Origin of the sequence: Paenibacillus paeoniae (assembly GCF_003388735.1) — a bacterium.
GTDB classification, from domain to species: domain Bacteria; phylum Bacillota; class Bacilli; order Paenibacillales; family Paenibacillaceae; genus Pristimantibacillus; species Pristimantibacillus paeoniae.
Genome location: NZ_QUBQ01000006.1, coordinates 171,791 through 192,871 on the forward strand (window position 1 = coordinate 171,791; position 21,081 = coordinate 192,871).

At 50.2% G+C, this 21,081-nt stretch carries 18 protein-coding genes, 1 pseudogene and 1 riboswitch; of the genes and pseudogenes, 4 read left to right on the forward strand and 15 right to left on the reverse strand.

What is annotated here, in order from left to right; genetic code table 11:
- Together DX130_RS22780 and DX130_RS22785 are read right to left on the reverse strand one after the other, a co-directional pair.
- A pseudogene (locus DX130_RS22780) lies at positions 1-498 on the reverse strand (ankyrin repeat domain-containing protein); the annotation flags it as partial.
- Positions 499-509: 11 nt separating this feature from the next.
- Entirely contained in the window at positions 510-932 is a 423-nt protein-coding gene (locus DX130_RS22785; protein ID WP_116049312.1) for a hypothetical protein, read from the reverse strand.
- A gap of 163 nt (positions 933-1,095) precedes the next feature.
- On the opposite strand from DX130_RS22785, the gene DX130_RS22790 reads away from it, so the two are divergent.
- Positions 1,096-1,602 carry an LURP-one-related/scramblase family protein gene (locus DX130_RS22790; protein ID WP_116049314.1) on the forward strand — a complete coding sequence of 169 codons (507 nt, stop codon included), beginning with the start codon at positions 1,096-1,098 and terminating at the stop codon, positions 1,600-1,602.
- Between the two features lie 102 nt (positions 1,603-1,704).
- Here the strand turns inward: DX130_RS22790 and DX130_RS22795 are convergent, their stop codons facing one another.
- The 8 genes from DX130_RS22795 to DX130_RS22830 form a co-directional block, all read right to left on the reverse strand.
- Complete coding sequence (locus DX130_RS22795) at positions 1,705-2,187, reverse strand: GNAT family N-acetyltransferase (RefSeq protein WP_116049316.1); 483 nt, start codon at positions 2,185-2,187, stop codon at positions 1,705-1,707.
- A gap of 47 nt (positions 2,188-2,234) precedes the next feature.
- Positions 2,235-2,975 carry a hypothetical protein gene (locus DX130_RS22800; RefSeq protein WP_116049317.1) on the reverse strand — a complete coding sequence of 247 codons (741 nt, stop codon included), beginning with the start codon at positions 2,973-2,975 and terminating at the stop codon, positions 2,235-2,237.
- Complete coding sequence (locus tag DX130_RS22805) at positions 2,965-3,696, reverse strand: hypothetical protein (RefSeq protein ID WP_116049319.1); 732 nt, start codon at positions 3,694-3,696, stop codon at positions 2,965-2,967. Before DX130_RS22805 ends, DX130_RS22800 begins: the two co-directional genes overlap by 11 nt.
- A gap of 240 nt (positions 3,697-3,936) precedes the next feature.
- Positions 3,937-5,154: an MDR family MFS transporter gene (locus DX130_RS22810; protein WP_116049321.1), complete on the reverse strand. Its 1,218-nt coding sequence runs from the start codon at positions 5,152-5,154 to the stop codon at positions 3,937-3,939.
- 486 nt (positions 5,155-5,640) lie between these two features.
- Entirely contained in the window at positions 5,641-7,269 is a 1,629-nt protein-coding gene (locus DX130_RS22815; protein WP_116049323.1) for an extracellular solute-binding protein, read from the reverse strand.
- A gap of 163 nt (positions 7,270-7,432) precedes the next feature.
- A complete protein-coding gene (locus DX130_RS22820; RefSeq protein ID WP_116049324.1) occupies positions 7,433-8,515 on the reverse strand; it encodes an SIS domain-containing protein in 1,083 nt (360 codons plus the stop codon).
- A 3-nt stretch (positions 8,516-8,518) separates the two neighbouring features.
- A complete protein-coding gene (locus DX130_RS22825; protein WP_116049467.1) occupies positions 8,519-10,906 on the reverse strand; it encodes a glycoside hydrolase family 9 protein in 2,388 nt (795 codons plus the stop codon).
- Entirely contained in the window at positions 10,899-11,888 is a 990-nt protein-coding gene (locus tag DX130_RS22830; protein ID WP_240644662.1) for an ROK family protein, read from the reverse strand. Before DX130_RS22830 ends, DX130_RS22825 begins: the two co-directional genes overlap by 8 nt.
- A 263-nt stretch (positions 11,889-12,151) precedes the next feature.
- Between DX130_RS22830 and DX130_RS22835 the strand changes: the two genes are divergently transcribed.
- Positions 12,152-13,225 (forward strand): LacI family DNA-binding transcriptional regulator, encoded by a 1,074-nt coding sequence (locus tag DX130_RS22835; protein ID WP_116049469.1) that lies wholly within the window; start codon positions 12,152-12,154, stop codon positions 13,223-13,225.
- 431 nt (positions 13,226-13,656) lie between these two features.
- Here DX130_RS22835 and DX130_RS22840 read toward each other — a convergent pair whose 3' ends face one another.
- The 3 genes from DX130_RS22840 to DX130_RS22850 form a co-directional block, all read right to left on the reverse strand.
- Positions 13,657-14,268 carry a DJ-1/PfpI family protein gene (locus DX130_RS22840; protein ID WP_116049328.1) on the reverse strand — a complete coding sequence of 204 codons (612 nt, stop codon included), beginning with the start codon at positions 14,266-14,268 and terminating at the stop codon, positions 13,657-13,659.
- A gap of 46 nt (positions 14,269-14,314) precedes the next feature.
- A riboswitch (ZMP/ZTP riboswitch) is annotated at positions 14,315-14,396 on the reverse strand.
- A 276-nt stretch (positions 14,397-14,672) separates the two neighbouring features.
- Positions 14,673-16,292 (reverse strand): DEAD/DEAH box helicase, encoded by a 1,620-nt coding sequence (locus tag DX130_RS22845; RefSeq protein WP_116049329.1) that lies wholly within the window; start codon positions 16,290-16,292, stop codon positions 14,673-14,675.
- 126 nt (positions 16,293-16,418) lie between these two features.
- Complete coding sequence (locus tag DX130_RS22850; protein ID WP_165861423.1) at positions 16,419-16,955, reverse strand: PadR family transcriptional regulator; 537 nt, start codon at positions 16,953-16,955, stop codon at positions 16,419-16,421.
- A 110-nt stretch (positions 16,956-17,065) separates the two neighbouring features.
- On the opposite strand from DX130_RS22850, the gene DX130_RS22855 reads away from it, so the two are divergent.
- Positions 17,066-18,181, forward strand: a complete 1,116-nt coding sequence (locus tag DX130_RS22855) for a serine hydrolase domain-containing protein (RefSeq protein ID WP_116049333.1) — start codon at positions 17,066-17,068, stop codon at positions 18,179-18,181.
- 88 nt (positions 18,182-18,269) lie between these two features.
- Here DX130_RS22855 and DX130_RS22860 read toward each other — a convergent pair whose 3' ends face one another.
- Positions 18,270-18,620 (reverse strand): potassium channel family protein, encoded by a 351-nt coding sequence (locus tag DX130_RS22860; RefSeq protein WP_116049334.1) that lies wholly within the window; start codon positions 18,618-18,620, stop codon positions 18,270-18,272.
- 180 nt (positions 18,621-18,800) lie between these two features.
- Here DX130_RS22860 and DX130_RS22865 point away from each other — a divergent pair, with 180 nt between their 5' ends.
- Positions 18,801-19,829 (forward strand): Leu/Phe/Val dehydrogenase, encoded by a 1,029-nt coding sequence (locus DX130_RS22865; protein ID WP_116049336.1) that lies wholly within the window; start codon positions 18,801-18,803, stop codon positions 19,827-19,829.
- Between the two features lie 168 nt (positions 19,830-19,997).
- Here DX130_RS22865 and DX130_RS22870 read toward each other — a convergent pair whose 3' ends face one another.
- A complete protein-coding gene (locus DX130_RS22870; protein ID WP_116049471.1) occupies positions 19,998-20,876 on the reverse strand; it encodes an ROK family protein in 879 nt (292 codons plus the stop codon).
- Positions 20,877-21,081 lie beyond the last annotated feature (205 nt).

Sequence of the window (21,081 nt, forward strand, 5' to 3'; positions counted from 1 at the left end):
CTTCCTGTTGCCTCCCAATAATTTCACAACTTCCATTTGCCCCATTTCTCGAGCGAAATGCAGAGCATCCATATTTTTCATAGATTCACCGCTATATTTAACACTCATATCAATGCCACTTTTGATTAATAAATGGGTGATATCTGTATGTCCATTGCTGATCGCTCCAAACAAGGGATTTCTTTCAGGCTCACTAACATCCAACTCTGCACCACATGACAATAGATACCTAACGATATCTATATGTCCTTCCGAAGCAGCCTCATTAAGCGCTCCGCCACCAAACACACCGCCAAGCCCATTAACATCAATTCCTAAGTTTATTAATTTTTTGGCGATCTCAAGCTGCCCTTCGGATGCAGCCACATGCAACCAGTTTCCGAATGTTGTCATGAGGTTTAATACTTCACTATCATTGCCAATGAGTTCGGAAACTTTTTCTAAATGACCCCGTTTGATAGCCAAACGTATCTCTTTCGCTACTTGTCCCTTGTCCATTAACAGCTCCCCTATTCATCTATCTTCAAGCCTAAAATGTATTCTATTCTTGCTTTTGCAGAATAGATTGTCTCCCTGACTTTGTACTCTTTTGCAGCAATGAGCCCTTTACAAATCCGGATATCTTGCAGCAACAGATCAATGTCATCTTTATCTGTTGTCTCTTCAAACTCAGTATGGTCCAAGTAGCCGTCTAGTTTAATATAGATAAAATCAGCAATTTCATTGTATTTCAAGCTCTCTATTGCAATGGCGACAAAATATAGTGTTGTAGTAAACAAACTATCATTTACTCTTTGCCAATCTTCTTCCAATGTTCTGGCGGATACTTGCGCCACATTTAACCCTTCCTCTATATACTCCTTAAAATCCAATGCGATCGAATTCTTTATTCTTTCATATCTCATCACGCTCATATGATCAGTCCCTGCCATTTTTCACGACCTGTTTATTCTTTCTTTCGTCAGCATTTCTCCCACTTGTTACACTTTATTCAAAAAAATCAACATTTCTATGAGATTCATTTCCTATGCAACATCTTCGACTCTTCCAACGTACTATTCCATATGGCTAGCAACCGAAGGGAGCGGATCAGAGATGGAATTATACTTTAACGATCAATTCTTCAGCACGGGCCAGACGGATATTATGGATAAAGAGGGAATGCCTGCTGGCATGCTGGATCTGGAGAGTATGTGGACCTCTTCCGTTTCTGTCTTTGCACAGAACGCCAGTCTGCGCTGCACCGGACAATTCCGATTTATGGGCAACACGTGGGAGGTGTCGGATGCTGCTGGTGAAGAACGGGGCACTCTACGGGCCAGGTTCTCCTTATTCAGCAAACGCTATGAATACGATGCGGGCTACCGCGGCATTTATATGATTGAATCTCCTGCCTTCTCTCAGGATTATGCCATATTAGACCGGAACGAGAGGACCGTTGCCACGTTTCAGAAGATAAGCAGTTGGCTCCAGCCTGGTGCATTCCGTCTGCAAAACAACGCAAGCGAGCTCGACAGCTATGAACTGGTCGCCGTCATTATGGGCGTACACAGCATTCAGAAGCGCACGAACAATAATCATAATCATACGATTCACACATAATCCCAGACTTCTAAAAATAGCCGTATATCTGACTAGCCCTCTCTATCCCCGCCAAAAAACGGCCATCATCCGGTTCGTTAAGATACCGAAAGACAGCCGCTCTTATATAGAACTTTTATATGAAACGGGATACTTCAGGTCTTGCGACAATCGTATCATGTCTACGACCTGTATCCCGTTCTCAAAAATCTCCTCTGCATAGTGCCGAATGAAGAAGTCTCGATCTACGCCCGTTATTCTGAACCCGCATTTCTGATACAACGCAAGCTGTCCCACGCTGGAATTGCCGGTCCCAATTTCAATCGTTTGATATCCGGCCGACCTTGCTTGCTCAATGGCATGATTCACTAATTGCCTTCCAATACCTTTGCCCTGATGACTTTCACTTACCGCCACATTAACCAGCTCGACCGTCCCCGGTCTGGTCTGCAGCAAGACATACACCCCGATGACCTCATTCTCGAACTCTCCAATATAGCATTGCCCTCTGCTCAAATATTGTTTTACAAGCTTTGGAGAAGGATCGGCGAGCAGAAGCAACTCCAACGGCGCTTGTTCTCCTTCATGCAATTTCCGTATACGCATACTCAGTTCCCCTTGTATCATCTAGTACTATTCCAACATACTTAAGCTTAAGGAAATGGACGTGGACGTTCTAGCTCAGATTCATTAATAATCGGAATAAATGTGACGTCCGCTCCGCCGCTCTTGGAATAGCTTCCGCGCCCCTCAGGCGCTCTCCCGCCTCTGTAGTGTGGCTGATAGCCTACATACATCGTAGATCGCTGCTGTCCGCTGAACATGGAGTGCATAGCATTCCCTAATGGCTGGGATTGTTTCCTGTCCGATTCCATGAGCTGCAGCCATTCCTCCGGGAACGGTATAGCTCCATAGTTTTTCTCCCCTATCGAGATTGGCAGCTCCAGTTGGACGCGCGGCACGTAGAAATACTGTCCGCTATGGAAATAGGCGTTTCGGTTCCGAAGCAAGTAAAAGGTAAGCTTCTCTATCTCGTCTTTTGGATCGGCATGATAGACCACTACATGCTTCGCAGGATCCTTACCGTCGAGCTTCCAGATATGCGGCATACCGTTGTTGTCGATCCGGATCAGCTTCCACTCCTTCTGCTCCCACTTCCAAAAACTCATACCATGCTCCCCGTACAATGAAATAAACGGTACGAAGATATGCCTGCTGTCAAGCTGTTCAATAGCAGCCAGTTGCTTCACCTTGATTTCGTTAGACATACGGTCAATTGCATGTATGATAGACTGCTTGTCGGGGAGCGGTCCCGGTGTTCCATCCCATTGGCTATACCAGTAAGCAGCAGCTAGCAGCCCTATTGCTATAAAGATGAACGCTTTAATCTTCACGAATGGTCACCTCCACATCCAAAAGAGGCTCTTCACTACGGAAATAATAATGACGCTCCGGCGTTTGAATCAATAATCCTTTTCCATCGTACTCCAGATACAGGGATGCCTCATAACCGCTTCCCCAACGCGACTTGGCCCCAACTACCGCATAGGGAAACCTTTCATTTCCATAATTAACTCCGTTCTCAACCGCGGATTCATAATACCAATTCAACGTGTCGCGGGACTGCTGAAATTCAAGAACCCTCATTCCGTCCTGGAATGCATGCTGGTCCCATGTCACATCGCTCGCTGAGGGATGGATACTTACCAATTGAGCTTTACCAGTATCCGCCACATAGGTGAACGGATCTGACTTATCATAGACGACATGATGCAGCAGGCTTCCCAGCAGCGTCGTCGCCACAAAAATATAACTAGAAAAGAACCCGATCCATGCAAACTTGCGGTAAATGCTCCAAGAGCCGTTCCTCAAAAAAAAGTATAACACCCATACACCCAGTGGTAAGATCGACAGCTTGACGGTGGTGGACATTATCGTAAAATTGCCGGAAGCCGAAAAGATACCAACTAGAGTAGCAAATAGCATTTTCCAAATGACGGGCTTCTCCTTCATCCCCCTGTATTGGCGAAGGATCCAATAAAAGACGACACCCCATCCAAGAACGGTAGCTATAATTAATATGACATTCTGAGGGGATCCCAATTGCAATGACATAGAACTGCCATGCCCCCTTTCTCGAAACTTGTTTGTCTAAAATCCCATGCTGCAACTATCCATCGTCCATTCAGTTAATGGACCCCTTTCACTCTAACATACCTTTTTTGGGAATGTAACCCTCATATTCCATTCTCATTGACCGTCCTGTCCGATGTGGGATAAAAAAAAGCAAACCTTATAGGCTTGCTCATTCATTATGATATTCGCTTTATAACATAAACTCCCGAACAATTCTCGTTACGTACTGGCATTCATATCTCGCCTCATCGTTCGATTCTCGCCTAGCCTATAGAACCAGATGGATACAATTGAGACGACCGCAACAGCAATAAACAAGGTTTGCCCGCCATAGCCTTGCAGCAGCATGCCGCCTACCCATGGACCCAGGAAATGGCCCAGATTGGTGAACGTCTGCGCGCCGAAGTAAGTACCGCGCATCTGATCCGGCGCCAGCCGGTCAATAATGATCGCGCCGGCCGGGAACGTCAATATTTCCCCCCAGGTGAAGACGATCATCGATACAATGAGCATCCACCAGCTGTCGCTAAAGGCAAACCCGATATGACCGATCGCATAGCTGATGCTGCCTACCGTAATGGCAGTCATAGGCGACCTCTTCTCCGCCCACTTCGAGAATGGAAGCTGGAATACAATCACGACAATCGCGTTGATCGACATCATCCACGCGAACAGGGCAACGCCACTCGCAAATTGCCCATTCACAAATTGAGACAAAGTAGACGTCATCTGTGAGTAAGAGATGGCGCTAATGATTCCCCCCATAATGAAGTACCGGAAAGCTGCGTCCTTCCGAATGACGCCCCATGATTGAGCCATCGTAACCGGTTCCTTCTTCTCGCCCTCAATGCGGCGAATGCCGAACTTGTTCAGCAGCACATGCAGAAGAATGCCGTAGCATATATAGATGCATCCGGTAATGATCCACGGCAAGCGGCCGTTCATCGCAGCGAACAACGTTCCCAGCAATGGACCGACCGATACGCCAATATTAATGGCCATATAGCGAAGGGAGAATACATTGTACCGCTTCTCCTTCTCCGTCATATCTGCCATTAACGCCTGAGATACGGGCTCATAGAAGGAACGGCACAGTCCGTTAACGGCATTAAGCAGAGCGAATATCATCGGGATGCCCGTAAAGGCAAAGCCCAAAAAGACAAAGCCCCACATATAGATGGCCGCAAGCATAATAATTCTGCGGCCGAACCGGTCGGATAGATATCCGCCAAAAAATCCGCCCAGCATGCCCGCAAGCGAGCCAATGCCAATCGTAACACCGATCATAGTCGGACTCATATCGGTCGCGGCCTGTAAGTAGATCGCGAGGAATGGCAAGCTCATGGAGCTGGCTATTCTGGCGAAGATGGTGCCGGCCAGCAGCACCTGAACAATAGGATGGTATTGGGTAACCGTCCCGAAGAAACGACGAAACATCGAATCCCTTCTTTCTCTTGCTGCAACGATACAATCCATGGAATGCGATGTTTTAAGTTACCGCCGCCTGCGCAGGCTATCGGTTCAGCAAATGTTTGTATAGTTAAATGACACTTTGATGCAAACCTTCGCGATAAAGTGTCAGGCTTAGAAATTGCTCCGGCGAATCCACCCTAATGCCTGTAGCGGTCGTATACAGATAATGCTCCATACGTACCCGCTCCCAACGTCTTTAATGGTATATAAAAAGAACCTTTTCGTTAAAAAGGTTCCCTCTACTTGGCTAAAGCTATATTGCATCCCGCACTATAAAGTGTCGATTCTGTGAAAGGTATGCCCATTATACCTGACGCCGTGCAAACGGACAATCCCTTTTTCCAGATCGTTAAGAACAATCCTGTCAACATGAAAAAGCCGCCTCCCGTAGATTGCTCTACAGAGAGGCGGCCGTTCGCTTACCCCGCTATGTGTAATCGAATAAAAGTATTATTCCCCAGCAATAAGCTTTTTGTTATTTTGCCACGCCTCTGTACGCCATTCAAGAAGCTTGTCGTAGCCTGCGGACTGAGCGTTTTGCTCCGCTTTGTCTAGAATGCTGAGCACCTCTTCGTCACTCTTCGCCATAACGCTTTGCGCATAAGCCTGTGTGAAGATATCGTCCACGCGTTGCTTCACCAAGCCCAGATCGCTGTTCGGCTCCGGATCGAGATTAATGTATTCCGTAACGTCAGCTTGAGTCGGCCAAGTCACTTCATTCTGATAGCGAGCTGCCCAGTTCTGCTCTTCAGGCGGCAGCTTGCTTTCGTACTTCATTTTAGCCGGATCGATGTAGCCTGTGTTGCCGTTCCACATAATGCGGTCATGCGCTTGCTGAAGATCCAGCACTTCCTTGGCATCGTATTCATCCGTATAGATCGGATGGCCGTCCTCATCAAATCCCTTCCAGTTCTTTCCTTCCGGACCGAAGAAGAGAAGCGCCTGTCCTTCAGGACCAGTATACCAGTCAAGGAATGCGAAGATCTTCTCAGGGTCCTTCGCAGTTTTCGTGATAACGCTTACGTTCCAGCCAAGCGCTGAGTAGGTACCCGGGTAAATTTTGTTCTTGTCCAGTCCCGCCTTATGAATCGGCCAGATCATGAAATAACCGGCTTCCGGATCGTTCTTCGACAGCTCCTGATGGGCATCCATCGCAATCGGGTTGGAGCCCGCATAGACCGCTACACGGCCCTGCATTACTTTCTCTTCGATCTGATCCAGCGTCTGAGTGAACGCGTCTTGAGAAATCAGCTTCTCCCTATACAGCTTGGAGATGTATTGCTGAGCTTCACGGAAAGTCGGGTCTGTGAATAGGGATGTCAGCTTATCGCCTTGCGGTACAGCACGAATACCCAAAAACTCATAGAGAGCGTTTTCAGCAAATCCCGTATAAAGCACGCCGAGACCTTGCAAATCTTTTGCCAGATGCGGCTCTAACGGAATGATGCTGTCCCCGTATTTCGCCTTTACCTTCACAAGATAATCGTACAAGTCGTCAGTCGTCTCAAGCTTGGGCGATCCCAGCTCGCCGTAGACTTTTTTGTTAATAACATAACCTGCATTGCCGTTCGGACGGTTGGTATACCAGTTCGGGAACTGATACAGCTTGCCGTCGGAGGAGCGAAGCAAGTTCATGTTATCGCCCATCCAGGTTTTCAAGTTCGGGTATTTGTCCAAATAATCATCGAATGGAACGAGCATGCCTGCTTCACGCAGTCTCTCTACCTCTGCACCACGGTCCATCCACATCACATTCGGCAATGAGTTCGAAGCAATCATCGTGCTCAGCTTCTGGTCGGCGTTGCCGCTTGCCGCAATCGGAACAATGTTGACCCCTTTGTTCTCTTTAATCCATCTTCCTGCTACTGTGCTGTCCCATGCCGGTACATCATACCAGTCATAGTGCCCGTACATCGTGAACTCAAACGGCGCTGAACCCAGCTCCCAATCCGCTGTCGAAGCGGATGGGCTTGAAGCAGGCTCCGAGTTCGTCTTCTTCGAACTGCAGCCTGCTAGAATAGTTCCGCATACGAGCATCGCGGACACAATAAGCATCGTTGTTTTTCTGGCTTTCGTCATGCTTGTATTACCCCTTTCCATGTCATGTTATATGTCCAAAGCGAAGGTCGCCTTAAACCGATGGGATATTACTCGTTAAGCAAAATCGATCAGCACGATATTTACGATGTGTGATGTGCCCGGATGTTGATGTGCCAACCTTCTAACCCTTGCTCGCCCCAGCCTAAGCGTAATTGCCCGGCTGCGTCTTGCTCTTCATAGCCACTCCAAAGTCGGTATAAATACGGTTCGTCAGATCAATGCCTCTTGCTCCCGCTATATGATGGGCCAGAATCTGAAAAGGTATAATAAGCGCAAAAGGCGCGGCATATTCATCTATGGCAAGATCCAGTCCCAGCACTTGCGGCTGTGATGAGCTGCCCGTTGTGACCGTGTAAACGTACTTGGAGATACGTTCTTCGTAACTGCGCAAACGCTCCAGGCGATCCTTGACCGCGCTCTCCGTCTCAATGAAGAAGAAACGATGCTCCGGATTGACCTCCAAATAAGGACCATGCATGAACGCTTCCAGCTCTACGCCTTGCGAAGGTACTCTGACTGTCTCGACAAACTTGGTCTCAAACTCCTTGATCGTCCCCACGGCAGGCCCATAGCCGATAGCCGTGAATCGCGGCGCGCTGGCAAGCTCCTCGCGGAACGTCTCGAAGAACGCTTCCGTGCGGGCAATCGTTGTCGGAATCGCTTCAGCCGCGCGCTTCAGCGCATCGAGCTGCATCTGAACCTCAACAGCGCTTAAGCTGCCATTCAGCTCCGCGGTACGCAGAGCTGCGAGCATCAAAGTAAGAACGGTAGCCAGGAAGCCCTTCGTCACATAGCCGACCCGCTCCTCACCGCAGCCGATATCGATGGTCAGATCGGCTGCTTCGCTAATGGCGCTGGCTATGTCGGCGCTCATCGCAATGACAGGCAGCCCCGCCTCCCGGCGGACGCGCTCCAGCGCACCGATTGTGGATGTGCTGTGTCCGCTCTGAGAGATACCGATAGCCAGATCCGTGTAAGGACTCAGCTTATCGTAATAGGTGAATGGAAATGGCTCCTTGAGCTCCACCCGTACGCCTGCCCAGCGCTCAATGGCATACTTGGCGCTAAGGGCGGCATTATAGCTGGAGCCGGTTGCTACGAGCAGCCAATCCTGCTTGCCCGAGGCAAGCTCGGCGAACTTCTGAACATTGTCCGGATAGGCGGCCAGTATTCGCTCCGCCATATCCTTCTCTTCATTGACATACGTCATCATCGTTGGTTTCATCGGTTACACCTCCGCTGCGTACAGATCGGCTACGATAGACATCCATTTCCCCGCAACGCCGGTCCATACTTCTTTATAAGTTGCATTATTGAATTGCGGCCAATACGGCTCATCCTCATTACCGAATGTCTGAACGCCGACCGGCAGTTCGCCCGTCATCTCGCCGCACAGTACCGAATATTGCTGCGCATAACGGTAGCCTTCACCGTGCATCATGGATTGACCGAACGGATTTTGCCCTACGATCCACCGCAGCTGACCCTCTGCAATATCCAGCAGCGCTTTGTCCTTCAAGTGAAGACCCGCTATGGAAGCCGCCTTCCCTTGCGACAACATAATCGCATTGTTGCCTCTGAACGAGAACCAAACCGGGAATCTGCGCAAGTAATACGAATCGTTCAGCTTCACCCCTGCTTTAAGCTGGTCGCCATAATCCACTTTCGCTTGATGATCGATAAGCAGATGCTGATAGTTGAAGCTCTTGTCATCCTGATGCTCGTTCACATGGTAGACACCGCTTGCAAGCATCGGGTATGGCAGCGTGTACTCTGCCATTCGCTTCACGTATTCACCATAAGCCTCTATCGACTCCAGCCAATCCGACGCTTCAGGATGATCGCCTTGTGTTTCGTGAATGGCCGAGAGGGCCATCAAATACAAGTGCTCGCGAGCCTGATGGTTGAAGTGCTGCACAACCTCTTTCCCCGGGTTGCGATAGAAGAAGCCTCTCAGCTTGGAACCGTTGTCCAGCTGGATACCCTCAAGCTCCTGGGATCTTCTGACGAAAGCAATAAATTCGGCAGCCTTCTCCGCATAGAAGCTATCCTTCGTCGCCTTGTACAGCATCGATGCAGCCCATGATGCCGTAGCCATATACAGGCTCTCCGACGATTGATACGTGTGTTCCCAGAAGATCGGCTTTTGGTTAAAGCCATGCTTCTTATATTCATCCAGCGCATATTGGAAATCTTCTTTGGCCATCTCCAGCAGTCGATTCGATAGCGCAGGTTGATGGTTTATCCGGCTATGAATGTAGGCTTCAATGCCTGAGCAGTAGAAGTTCTCATAAGCCTGGTTATGAACGCGTGCTTCCGCATCATCCATATTGCCGATTCTGCCGTCCGTCCATCTTGTGATGCCTGCGCTTGTAGCGCGGTAGCCGTCGCCGAAACGGGTCTTCAGTATAAAATCAAGTCCCCACTCGCCTTCCTCCAGCAAGCGAAGATACAAATCCTCGTCAAATGGCTTCACCTGGTCAGCCATCTCGAATAGCGAATGTGTCACTTCCGCCGTCTGAATGAGCTGCTGCGAGACGTCGCCCGCATCATGCCAGCCGCCATTGAACGACAACAAGGTGTCCTTATGCTTCGCCACGATATCCGCATGGCAGCTGCCGTGAATACCCGGAACGGGATAACCGCAGCGTTCACAGAAGATAAAGTTCAACGATTTCCAGATGGAAGCATGCCATACACCGGATGCAACCCCAATAGAGAAGCTCTCTGTGACTTTGCCGCCCGCACTCAGTTTATAACGACCGCTCTGCTTGAATTCAGAGAAGTCCATGACCTGGAACGTTCCCCAATCGGTCTCCAGCTTACCCAGCGCACCTGTGAAAACGGCGGCTCCGCCAGTTTCATTAATCAATTGAAAGCGCTCTCCCGTAAGGCCGACAGCAAAGGCCGTCTTATGCCCATCGATCGAATAACCGCTATGGGAATATACGATCTCTCCTTGCTTCGGCACCCAGCCCTTGGACACATGATGTCCTTCTACTTTCTCCAGTGTAATATCCTTCAGCTCCAGCTCGATCGCCTCGCCGGTTGCCCGCTCCTTGCCGTTCAAGTAATAACCGATAGTTAACTCCGTAATCACATCTCTCGGCAGCTCTTGAATATCTAGATGAACCGTGTTCCAATCGTGGTTATCCATGTTGACGCCATGGACGCCTTCCCGATGGTAGAGATCTGGAATGGGGATAGCGCCTTCATTTTTGAACTTGATCATAATATAGGTATTCGGAACGCCATGGAATTGAGGGCGTAGGTTAAGGGTAATTCGATTGAACGACTCCCAGTTCACTCTATCCAGCTTCAAGGTCATCCACGCGCTGCCGAAGTTCGTATAGTCTCCGTCAGCAGGTGCTCCCTCCGGCCAATGCGGCATGATGGAAGGAGACACAAGCTTGATCCATTGATCTGAAGGTTGAAGCGACCCTACACCATGGTGAACCCATTGATGATCCCCACCGGTACTGGCGTCGAACAAGGTCTCCCGGGAGAGAACAACTTGCTCCTCCTGTTCCTTCTCCAGTGACCGTTCCCGATAAATCGGCAGCGGGCGGTGAAGATAACCCGACTGCTTAATATCCTGCTTGAAACTGTCATTCATCATGAGACAACACTCCTCTTCTCAAAGTCCATGCTTCCAAACCAACCATGGCTGCTCCTACAAGTCCCGCTTCCGGAGTCGATTGTTTCGTACGTGCAATTCCGTTCGTTACGAAGCGCATCGTCTTCGGATTCAAATGCTGCTCTACCAACTCTGTGAAATAAGCATTGCCGCCAACGCCCCCGCCGAGCACAATCGTATCCGGATCAGAGACCCGTACCATATTCATGATCGCGGCGGCCAGCGCTCTTGAACCTTCCTCGGTGACTCGCTGCGCCAGCGGATCGCCCTCAGCGGCATGCTTGAAGATCGATTGGGCCGATACTCTTTGGCCGTCTTCTATGGCAATGGCGGTATCGGGATACTCGCCCTTCAAGCTAATGACACGCTCATGCAAGCCAAGTCCTGATGCCAGCCGTTCCACACAGCCTCTTCTGCCGCATGCGCAGATCGCATCGCTATTCATGTCTACGACCATGTGACCGATCTCTCCGGCGTTGAAGTGTGAGCCTTCAATAATCGCACCGTTGACGACGAAGCCTGCAGCAATCCCTGTTCCGACGTTCAAATAAATGAAATCCTTCGACTCAGTGCCCCATCCGTGCTTGAGCTCTGCAAGCGTCGCGCATGAGACATCGTTGTCAATTCCGCATGGCAAGCCAAATCGTTGCTCGATGATCCGGGCTACATCCGTCGGATTTGTTTTGCCTGGTTCAATCTCCATCCACACGCCGTTCGCTCTATCCACTCTACCCACTACACCAATTCCGATTGCCACCAGCTCGCGTGCCTTTCTTGACACTGTATCTATATAATGCTGAATGGCTTTCCCTATATTCTCCATGGCAGCTGCTTGCGTCGCCGTATCGGTTGGATACGACTGCGTATGCAGCACCTTGCCGTCCAATGAAACTTCTCCGAGCAAAATCGATGTACCGCCCAAATCGACTGCGAGAATGGATTGCTGAATTTGCTGTTCCACAGCTGCACCTCCCATCCATTTGGTATCGTTACCAAAAATGAATGAATAAATTTGTTGTTGTCATGAGATTAACAAATGAAAAAGGTCGTGTCAACAGCATATTTACGCGATTTTTCGCAAAAAACATAAATTATTCAATCACATCAATAGCTTCAAGGCTTCTTGGTAACGATACCAAAGCTGTATTGAATAAAATGCTTACTTGAGTTAAAATTTAGCTATATCAAGCATCGGCCAAAGGATGTGCCCCCTTGAAAACGAAAATGACCATTCAGGAAATTGCCCAAAAAAGCGGCGTCTCCGTGTCCACTGTTTCACGCGTGCTTAACAACAGTCCATCCGTATCCCCCAAGAAGAGGGAAAAGATTCAGCAAATTATTGACGAATACAACTACACGCCCAGCGTGTTCGCCAGAGGCATGGTTAATCATACATCGAAGAATATTGGCGTTATACTTCCGGACATTACCAATCCTTACTTCGCTTCTTTGTTTCTGGAAGTGCAGAACTTCGCGCTGAAGAATCAATATGCGACACTGCTGTTCAACACGATGTTCGTTCGTCATCAGCTTCAGAATGAGCTTCATCTGACAGAAGAAGACTACTTCAAAATGATTCTGGAGAAGCAGGTGGATGGCGTACTGATACTCGGCGGCAACATCGACAAAGAAGATGTATCCGATTCGTTCATCCATATGCTCAACCAGTTGCAGCAGCGAGTGCCTGTCGTCATCGTCGGCTCCAAGATTGAGGGATGCGACTGTCTCTTCATCGAGCGGAACCTGAAGCAGGGCGTAACATCCATCGTCCATCACTTTATCGCGCTGGGCCATGAGCGAATCGGCTTTATCGGCGGGGAACCCGGAATTCGCATTACGACAGCTCGAATCGACGCCTTCAAGCATAGTCTGCAGGTGCTGAACAAGCCGCTGGACGAGCGACATATCGTGACCTCCGACTACTATGCGCAAGACGGGTACTCCGCGATGAATCATCTGCTCCATACTTCGGCTGATCACTTGCCTACAGCGGTGATTGCCATTAACGACATGGTAGCGATTGGCGCCATTCGGGCCATGAGGGATCGCGGACTGGATTGTCCGGCAGATATCGCAATCGCGAGCTGCGATCAATTCCTGCAGAGCAATTACAGCATACCAAGATTAACCTCACTAGATCAGCACAATGAATACTTGGGCCGAATGGCGGTCATGCAATTAATTAGCGCCATTAACGGCTCGGAGGAGATGCTCAGCATCAACCACTCCCCAAAGCTGATTATCCGGGAATCATGCGGTGCCGACAGCGATGCGGCCACTGGACATTCCTTCCGTTAATCTACCCAGTTAAGTATAATAGCCGATACAGCGCCGTAAGCGACTGTATCGGCTATTACATCCTCCAGCCGGATAAGGTGGCGGCGCCCATCCTTCTTGCCTATGATGGAGAACGAATACAACCGGATCTGGGCGATCAGCCACTCCAATTATTGGTCTATGATAAGCTTCAAGCTCTCTGCCTCTCTCCGACTTGCCCATTCGCTTTTTCTGTAACTCACCATATCACGTTTCTCCGGAAGTTCAAGACATGGCCCGGTCAGTTGCATGCAGGATATAGTGAAATGCACGGAAATATAAAAAACAGCCCCGCACCACAATAAGCGCCGGGCTGAATAACGATTCGATCGTGAACAACAGCTCACTAAATGTAATATATCCATGCAGCCTGAACCCTAACCTATCACTGTCGCTCTGCGAATGACAAACTGCTACCCTGCGATCCATACAGGATCTTCACGATTCCAGTTGTATTCAAGCTTCACTGCTGTATCAAGCGCCCTCTCTTCACCAATCAGCCTTTCCACCACATGCAATGCTGCGTCGATACCCGCCGTCACACCAGCTGACAGGATGATATTGCCGTTGTCCACATATCGAACGCCCTCTACAATACGGGTGCTGGCCGGAGCAACCTCGCGCAGCAAATCAATAGCACGGCTATTCGTTGTTGCCGACAGGCCCTCCAGCAAGCCTGCCTTGGCCAACAGCAACGCTCCCGTACAGACGGATAGCGTAAGCTCGGCTTGTTCCGATACATCCCGTATCCAGTCCGTTAGCGCCTCGTTATGCATCTCCGTCCGCGATCCCCAGCCTCCCGGCACGATTACGATATCCGCCTTTGGACAATTGTGTACATGATAGGTCGGAACCAACGTAATCCCGCTAACAGATCGATACTCCTTCTGCTCCAGAGCTACTGTATAGACGTTGAAATCTTGCCCCCAATTGCTTGAAACGGCAATTACATCGAATGGTCCTGCCAAATCCAGTGTATCCACTCCCTCGTACATCAACACCGCTACATTTTTTGCTTTCTCCATCCCAATCGCTCCTTTGAACATAAAAAAGCATTCGATCCATGATCAAATGCTTTGCCCAGGCGAACGGCTCGTATGATAGATGTGCTCCCCCGTAGTAATCTACGTTCTCGCCAGTTACACATCCAGATATTTACTGGATATTATAAATGATTGGCCAAGAAAGTCAATAACATGTCTTCGGGTAACGATATGCAATCAGATATGTGCTCAACAAAAAGGAACCGTTTCTTGGAAAGATAGACTGTACGCATAGAAAGGCGATGCCAGGAATCAATTCCAAAGCACCGCCATTATTCATTTTTACAGTTATGTTCAATCAGGAAAGCCATCGTTCAAGTAAATAACGACACTTTAGGAATAGTCTCCTGAAATGGACAGCATTATGCTGGAAAATTATTCGTAGACTATCGTCTTGGTCTGGAAGGAGATGAAGCCCATGGGGACGGCAGAATCGAAATAATGGTGCCAGACTCCTGATGCACTTCTTGACGCAATTGCGGCTTCGAGTAGCTGCTCGACGAAGCAGACCTATTCGGCTGCTGCGATCTCGGCTTGTTCGATTGACGCTGGTTCAGTCCCTGACGAGGACGATCCGTCTTTGTGGATGGTGGCTGATCCACCTTGGGTTGGCTTTGCGGCTTCGGCTGCCTATGATTCTCTTGCGGTTTTGACCCGCCGGAGCGTTTCGGCTTATTCTCCTGTTGTCGCGCGTCCACGGATTGAGCCTTATTTTGCGGCTTTGGCTGGCTGGACGCATTGGAGCCAGCTTGCGTTTCCGCGCCTTGCGGTTTATTCCCTTTGCGGCGAGGCTTCGATCCGTTTCCACCGTTGTTAACGGACGGCTTCGAGGAAGTCTGCGCTCCAGCAGACGAAGCGGCGCTCGCCCCCTGCATCGGATAAGGATGTCCATCCATGACAGGCACCTTCTTCTTGATCAGCTTCTCGATATCCTTCAGATACGGAAGCTCATCCTTCTCGCAGAAAGAAATAGCGGTTCCGTCATGCCCCGCACGACCTGTCCGACCAATACGGTGAACGTACGTCTCCGGAATATTCGGCAGGTTGAAGTTGATGACATGCGACAATTCCTCGACATCGATGCCTCTGGCTGCAATATCTGTCGCTACCAATACGCGAGTCGCACCGCTCTTGAAGTTGCTCAGTGCGTTCTGACGAGCATTCTGCGACTTGTCGCCGTGAATAGCTTGTGCCGTAATCCGCTGCTTGTTCAACCCGCGGGCTACACGGTCTGCGCCATGCTTCGTACGCGTGAATACTAATGCCGATACGATCGACTTGTCCTGCAACAGATCATTCAGAAGCGACTGCTTGTTCTCCTTGTCCACCAGATACAAGGATTGTGCAATACGATCCACTGTGGACGATACCGGCGTCACTTCAACCTTAACAGGATCGGTAAGCAGACTGTCTGCGAGATGAGCAATCTCCGGCGGCATGGTTGCCGAGAAGAACAATGTTTGACGCTTGGCAGGCAGCTTGGAGATAATCTTTTTAACATCGTTAATGAACCCCATGTCCAGCATGCGATCCGCCTCGTCCAATACGAGCATCTCCACAGCTTGAAGGTTGAGGACTTTCTGATTTAGCAGGTCCATCAGTCGACCCGGCGTCGCAATGAGAATATCGGTGCCTTGAGCAAGCGCGCGTTCCTGTCCGCTCTGGGAGACACCGCCTACAATCGCAAGACAGCTCAGCTTGGTGAACTGGCTGTACGCTTGAATATTGTCCGAGATTTGCAGCGCCAGCTCTCTTGTCGGTGACAGGATCAATGCACGAATTGGACGATCCTTTCTCGCCTTCTCCATGCCGCTGCTCAACAATTGAATCATCGGCAACGAGAATGCTGCCGTCTTGCCCGTACCCGTCTGTGCGCAGCCGAGCAAATCCCGGCCCGCTAACACGGATGGGATCGAACGCTCCTGAATAGGGGTTGGTTCTGTATAGTTTTCTTTGCTCAATGCTTGTAAAATGGGCTGAATCAGCTTCAGATCTTGAAAATTCATTTTATGTCGTTCTCCTATTTGAACACTGTATGTGTTGTTATCGTGTATAGCGTCTAAGGATACCACAAATAAGTGTAAAATAGTAGAAACTTTCGCAGAAGTCCGTATTTTTCACCTATTCTCTGGCTAATTCCGCTCCAATTCCACCCTTAGTCTTCCGAACCAATCCCTTGCGTAGCGATGCGCTCCCAGGCCGTAATTGAGTGTCAGCAGCTGATAATGAAAGAGGTCGCGATATTGCTGCGGTACCTCCACCCCTTCCAATTCCTGCTCCATCCGCTCCAGAGCTGCCAGCGCCCGCTCCATCTTATCCATCATCTCGGCAATGATGACTTCCCTGTCCGACGCATGCTCCACATGACCAAGAAAGAATAGCTTCGACAATACCGTTACTTCCAACTTTTGATCCGGCGTCTCACTGTGCATCCAGTGAAGAAACGCTTCACGGCCTTGCGGGAGCACATGATACACTTTCTTAAGTCTACCGTTCTCTGCGAGTTCCTCGCAAGAGATCCACTCTTTGCCTAACAGCTTTCTCAGTGCCGTCTGCAAACTGCCGTAACTTGCGCTATAGAATAGGGAGATTCCTCGTTTGAAGTTTCGGTGCAGCTCGTATAACGTCTGTCTCTGAATCATCAATAGTCCCAAGATCACATGTTCCATCCCTGTCACCGCCATTTCGTCCCTATTGCAGCAGTAATCAAATACTGCTATTAGCAATATATCTATTAGGGATAAGAAAAAGAACGACTTAGGTGACTGGAGGTTATAAAATGGCGGCAAAAACAGACTTAGCCTCACCAAACATCAGCAAGCTGACTCAGCGACTGGACAATATCTTTCGTAAGTATGAGCAAAAGCGTATAGGTATGCCTAAAGGCCAGCAAGCCGCGCTACAAGGCCGTATCTGCTCCGCAAGATCGGGGCTCGACTACCGATTCCCCGATACGTCCAGACCGTATCACATCGCCAGCATCGGCAAGCTTTTTACCATGACGCTTATAGGCATGCTCGTCGATCAGGGGAAGCTTACATGGCATGACCGCATTAGCTCTTACTTTAAGCAGGAAGAACTGGAGAGATTGTTCCTGTACAAAGGACGCGACTATGCCGGCGATGTGACGATCAGCCACCTGCTCGGCCACACATCCGGGATCGGGGACTACTTTGAAGGTCCCGTCAACAGCGGACGGTCTTTCGCCGACAGCATCCTATCTGAGCCAAACCGGATATGGACCCCTTCCGAGCTTATTGCGTTTACCCGAGAACGCCAGCAGGCGGTCAGCCCTCCCGGCAGCCGCTTCCAGTATTCCGATACCGGGTTTATACTGCTGGGACAGCTCATTGAGAAGGTGACAGGCAGCACATTCGGCAGCCTGCTTCGTACACGCATCTTTGAACCGCTGAACATGAGGGACACCTATTTGATGTTCTATACCGAACCTCTCAATGTACCTGCCCCTGCCATCTCTCCGCTCTGGTTCAAAAAGCACGATATAAGCGGCTTCAACAGCCTTAGCTGCGACTGGTCTGGTGGAGGAATTGTCTCAACAACCGACGATCTGCTGGTGTTCAGCCAAGCGCTTCATGGCGGTAGGCTGTATGACCCTTCTACCCTGCAAACAGTGACCTCCTTCCCGCATCAGTTCCGCCCCGGCATTCATTACGGACTTGGCATGATGGAAATCCAGTTCGAGCGGCTGTTTTTTCTGCTGCGGGGATACCCCAGATTAAGGGGTCATCTGGGTATTACGGCGGCCCATCTGCACTGCGATCCTGCAAGTGATACCCACATCGTCTTGAACTTCGGCTCTGATGCCGCTATGCATCAAAGCTTCAACGCACTCATCGCCATCATGAGCGAACTGAAGAAAGCTCAAGTCCTCTAACCTTTCTATGCAGAAGGCACGCAATTTCCGATTGCGTGCCTTCACTTTCTGAACTATATGCTTTTCGCTCGGAGCTGTCGTTGGCGGCTTACTCCTCTTCCTTCTTCCCTGTCTTGCGTTCAGGCTGCTTGATAAGAGCGTAGGCAATATGTCCAATTAGTCCAAGAAACAATCCCGTGCCTACGACCACATAGAGCATCATGAACACCTTGCCCAGCTCGGTCTGAGGCTCGAAAGTCGGGTGACCCACCGTACTAAGCGTCAACACGCAGACATACAAGGCGTCGACGATGGACAGCCCTTCGTTCCTGACAAAAAACACGGTGCCTGACAATAACATGACTATGACCAGCATAAATAATGCCTGAAAATTTTTCAGTTTGAATGACCGCCATAGCGCGCTAAACAGCCGCTTTACGGTTAATAGTAATGATATCATGCGCTATCCCCTTCTCCCACATTGAACAATCAGACCTATAGAATAAAGCATACATCGCTGCTTCGTCCATAAATGATTGATTCCGTCCCTCCTATCAGGCGTTACACCAACTGTGTCCAATCCGGGTTCCGCTCTACCGAATAAGCTGTAGCACATCGGAGTTTCGAAAGGGGCGAGAGGATGGACGCATGGAGGGACGAATACGAGCAGCTTCTATTCCTGCAGGACCGGTCGATCGGGTTCAAAGCTGTCATCGCCATTCATAATACGAGTCTCGGCCCTTCGCTTGGCGGTTGCCGAATACGGCAATACGCCAGCGACCAGGATGCCGTCGCAGACGCGCTCAGACTGGCCCGAAGCATGACCTACAAATCCGCGCTGGCTGGGGTTCCCTATGGAGGAGGCAAAGCCGTCATTCTGGCATCCCCTGATGCTGGCCCGCGCGATGCCTTGTTTCGCACATTAGGAAAGCATATCCAGAAGCTGCAGGGCCAATACATTACCGGCATGGACCTTGGAACAACCGTGGCGGACATGGATACCGTTCGTCAAGAGACGACTTTCGTTACAGATACAAGCGGCTCGCTTGGAGCGGTCGGCGATCTGACCGCCAAGATGACAGCTTATGGCGTATTTCTCGGCATTGGCGCATCCCTTCGGCGCCTGTTCGGTTCTGAGTCGCTGCTTCACCGGAGCGTAGCCGTACAAGGACTAGGCAAAGTAGGCTATCAGCTCTGCCGTTACTTGAAGGAAGCTGGAGCAAGGCTGACGGTGACGGACCTCGATGCGAGACTCGTTCGCAAGGCCGCCAAGGAATTCGGAGCAAGCGTCTCCTTACCGGCAAATATTATGGCGGTTCCATGTGACGTACTCGCCCCCTGTGCGCTCGGAGGCGTGCTGGACGATGGTGCAATCGGCAGGCTGAATTGCCGAATTGTGGCGGGAGCGGCCAACAATCAACTGGCCGAAGAGAGGCACGGCGACAAGCTGCGAAAGCGTGGCATTCTGTACGCCCCCGATTATGTCATTAATGCGGGCGGCATTATCGTGACCGCGTCCGAACTGAGCGGTGGCGATGCTGCTCAAGCGAAGCGCAACGTGGAATCGATCTATGGGACGCTGACTCGTGTGTACGACCTGGCAGAAGCACAGAGTTTATCTACATCTGCAGCGGCGAACCGCTTGGCGGAAAACCTCTTTCGCGCCTAACTTTCCGACAAGCTGAGTCCTAGCTCCATCCAGGCAACAAGTGTCTGACAGGGGGCTCCCGAGACTAAATCCCGACATAAGAAGCAGCCTCCACCCCCGCATAATACTGCGGGTTTAGAGGCTGCTTCTTTATTGAAAAATCATTCTTGTTCTTCTAATAGAACTTCTTCAAGCTTCCGCCGCTTTCACAGCCAGAGCTAGAGCTCCGCTAATTCCCGCCTTGTCGCCAAGACCAGGCTTTACGATATAGCTATGAATATCTTCATGAAGCGCGGGATGAAGCACATATCCGTTCAGAAGCCCTTGTACTTGCTCCCGTATGAGAGGAAACAGATGCGATTGATGCATGACGCCCCCGCCTAGTATCAGCCTTTCCGGCGATAAAATCAGCGTGTAATTCACAAGCGCCTGAGCGATATAGTAGCTCTGCATACGCCATGCGGCATGTTCTTCGCCGAGCTCGGACGCTTTTGTGCCCCAGCGTGCCTCTATAGCCGGCCCTGAGGCAAGCCCCTCCAGGCAATCGCCATGGAAAGGACAACCCCCAGCGTATTGGTCTTCGGAGTGACGGCGAACGAGTATATGCCCCATCTCCGGATGCGTAAGACCATGAACAAGCTTACCTTCCGCAACCGCTCCGGCGCCGATCCCTGTTCCGACCGTCAAGTACAGGCAGCTTTTCAAGCCTTGGGCTGCCCCCCACAAGAGCTCGCCTAATGCTGCTGCATTGACATCGGTATCAAATCCGACAGGCACGTTCAGCTCCCGCTTCACATGGCCAACGATGTCATAGCCGCTCCAATAAGGCTTAGGCGTGCTTGTAACGGTACCATATGTAGCGCTGGCAACGTTGACGTCGATAGGCCCGAAGGTCCCAATTCCGATGGCTTCGATCCCTTTGTCTGCAAAATAAGCCATCGCCTTGCCCATCGTCTCCTCCGGTGTGGTCGTCGGTATCGTCACCGTCTCTCTTATCGTTCCGTCCTCCGTGCCGAGACCGCATACAAATTTTGTGCCTCCGCCTTCTATAGCTCCATAGATTCTCACGCGTTCATTCCCCGCATTCCACAACTTGTTTTCTATTAACGTAACAGCAAGCTCAATGAATTTCAAGATGACAGCCAATAAGCAGAAGAAGCCTGCTGTCCGATCGGACAGCAGGCTTCTTCCTTCCCTCCACAAACCGGGAAGGCTAACTCTATTACCATGTAATCCAGCCGCTAGTATGCTGATGCTTTCTCAGCAGCTCGAA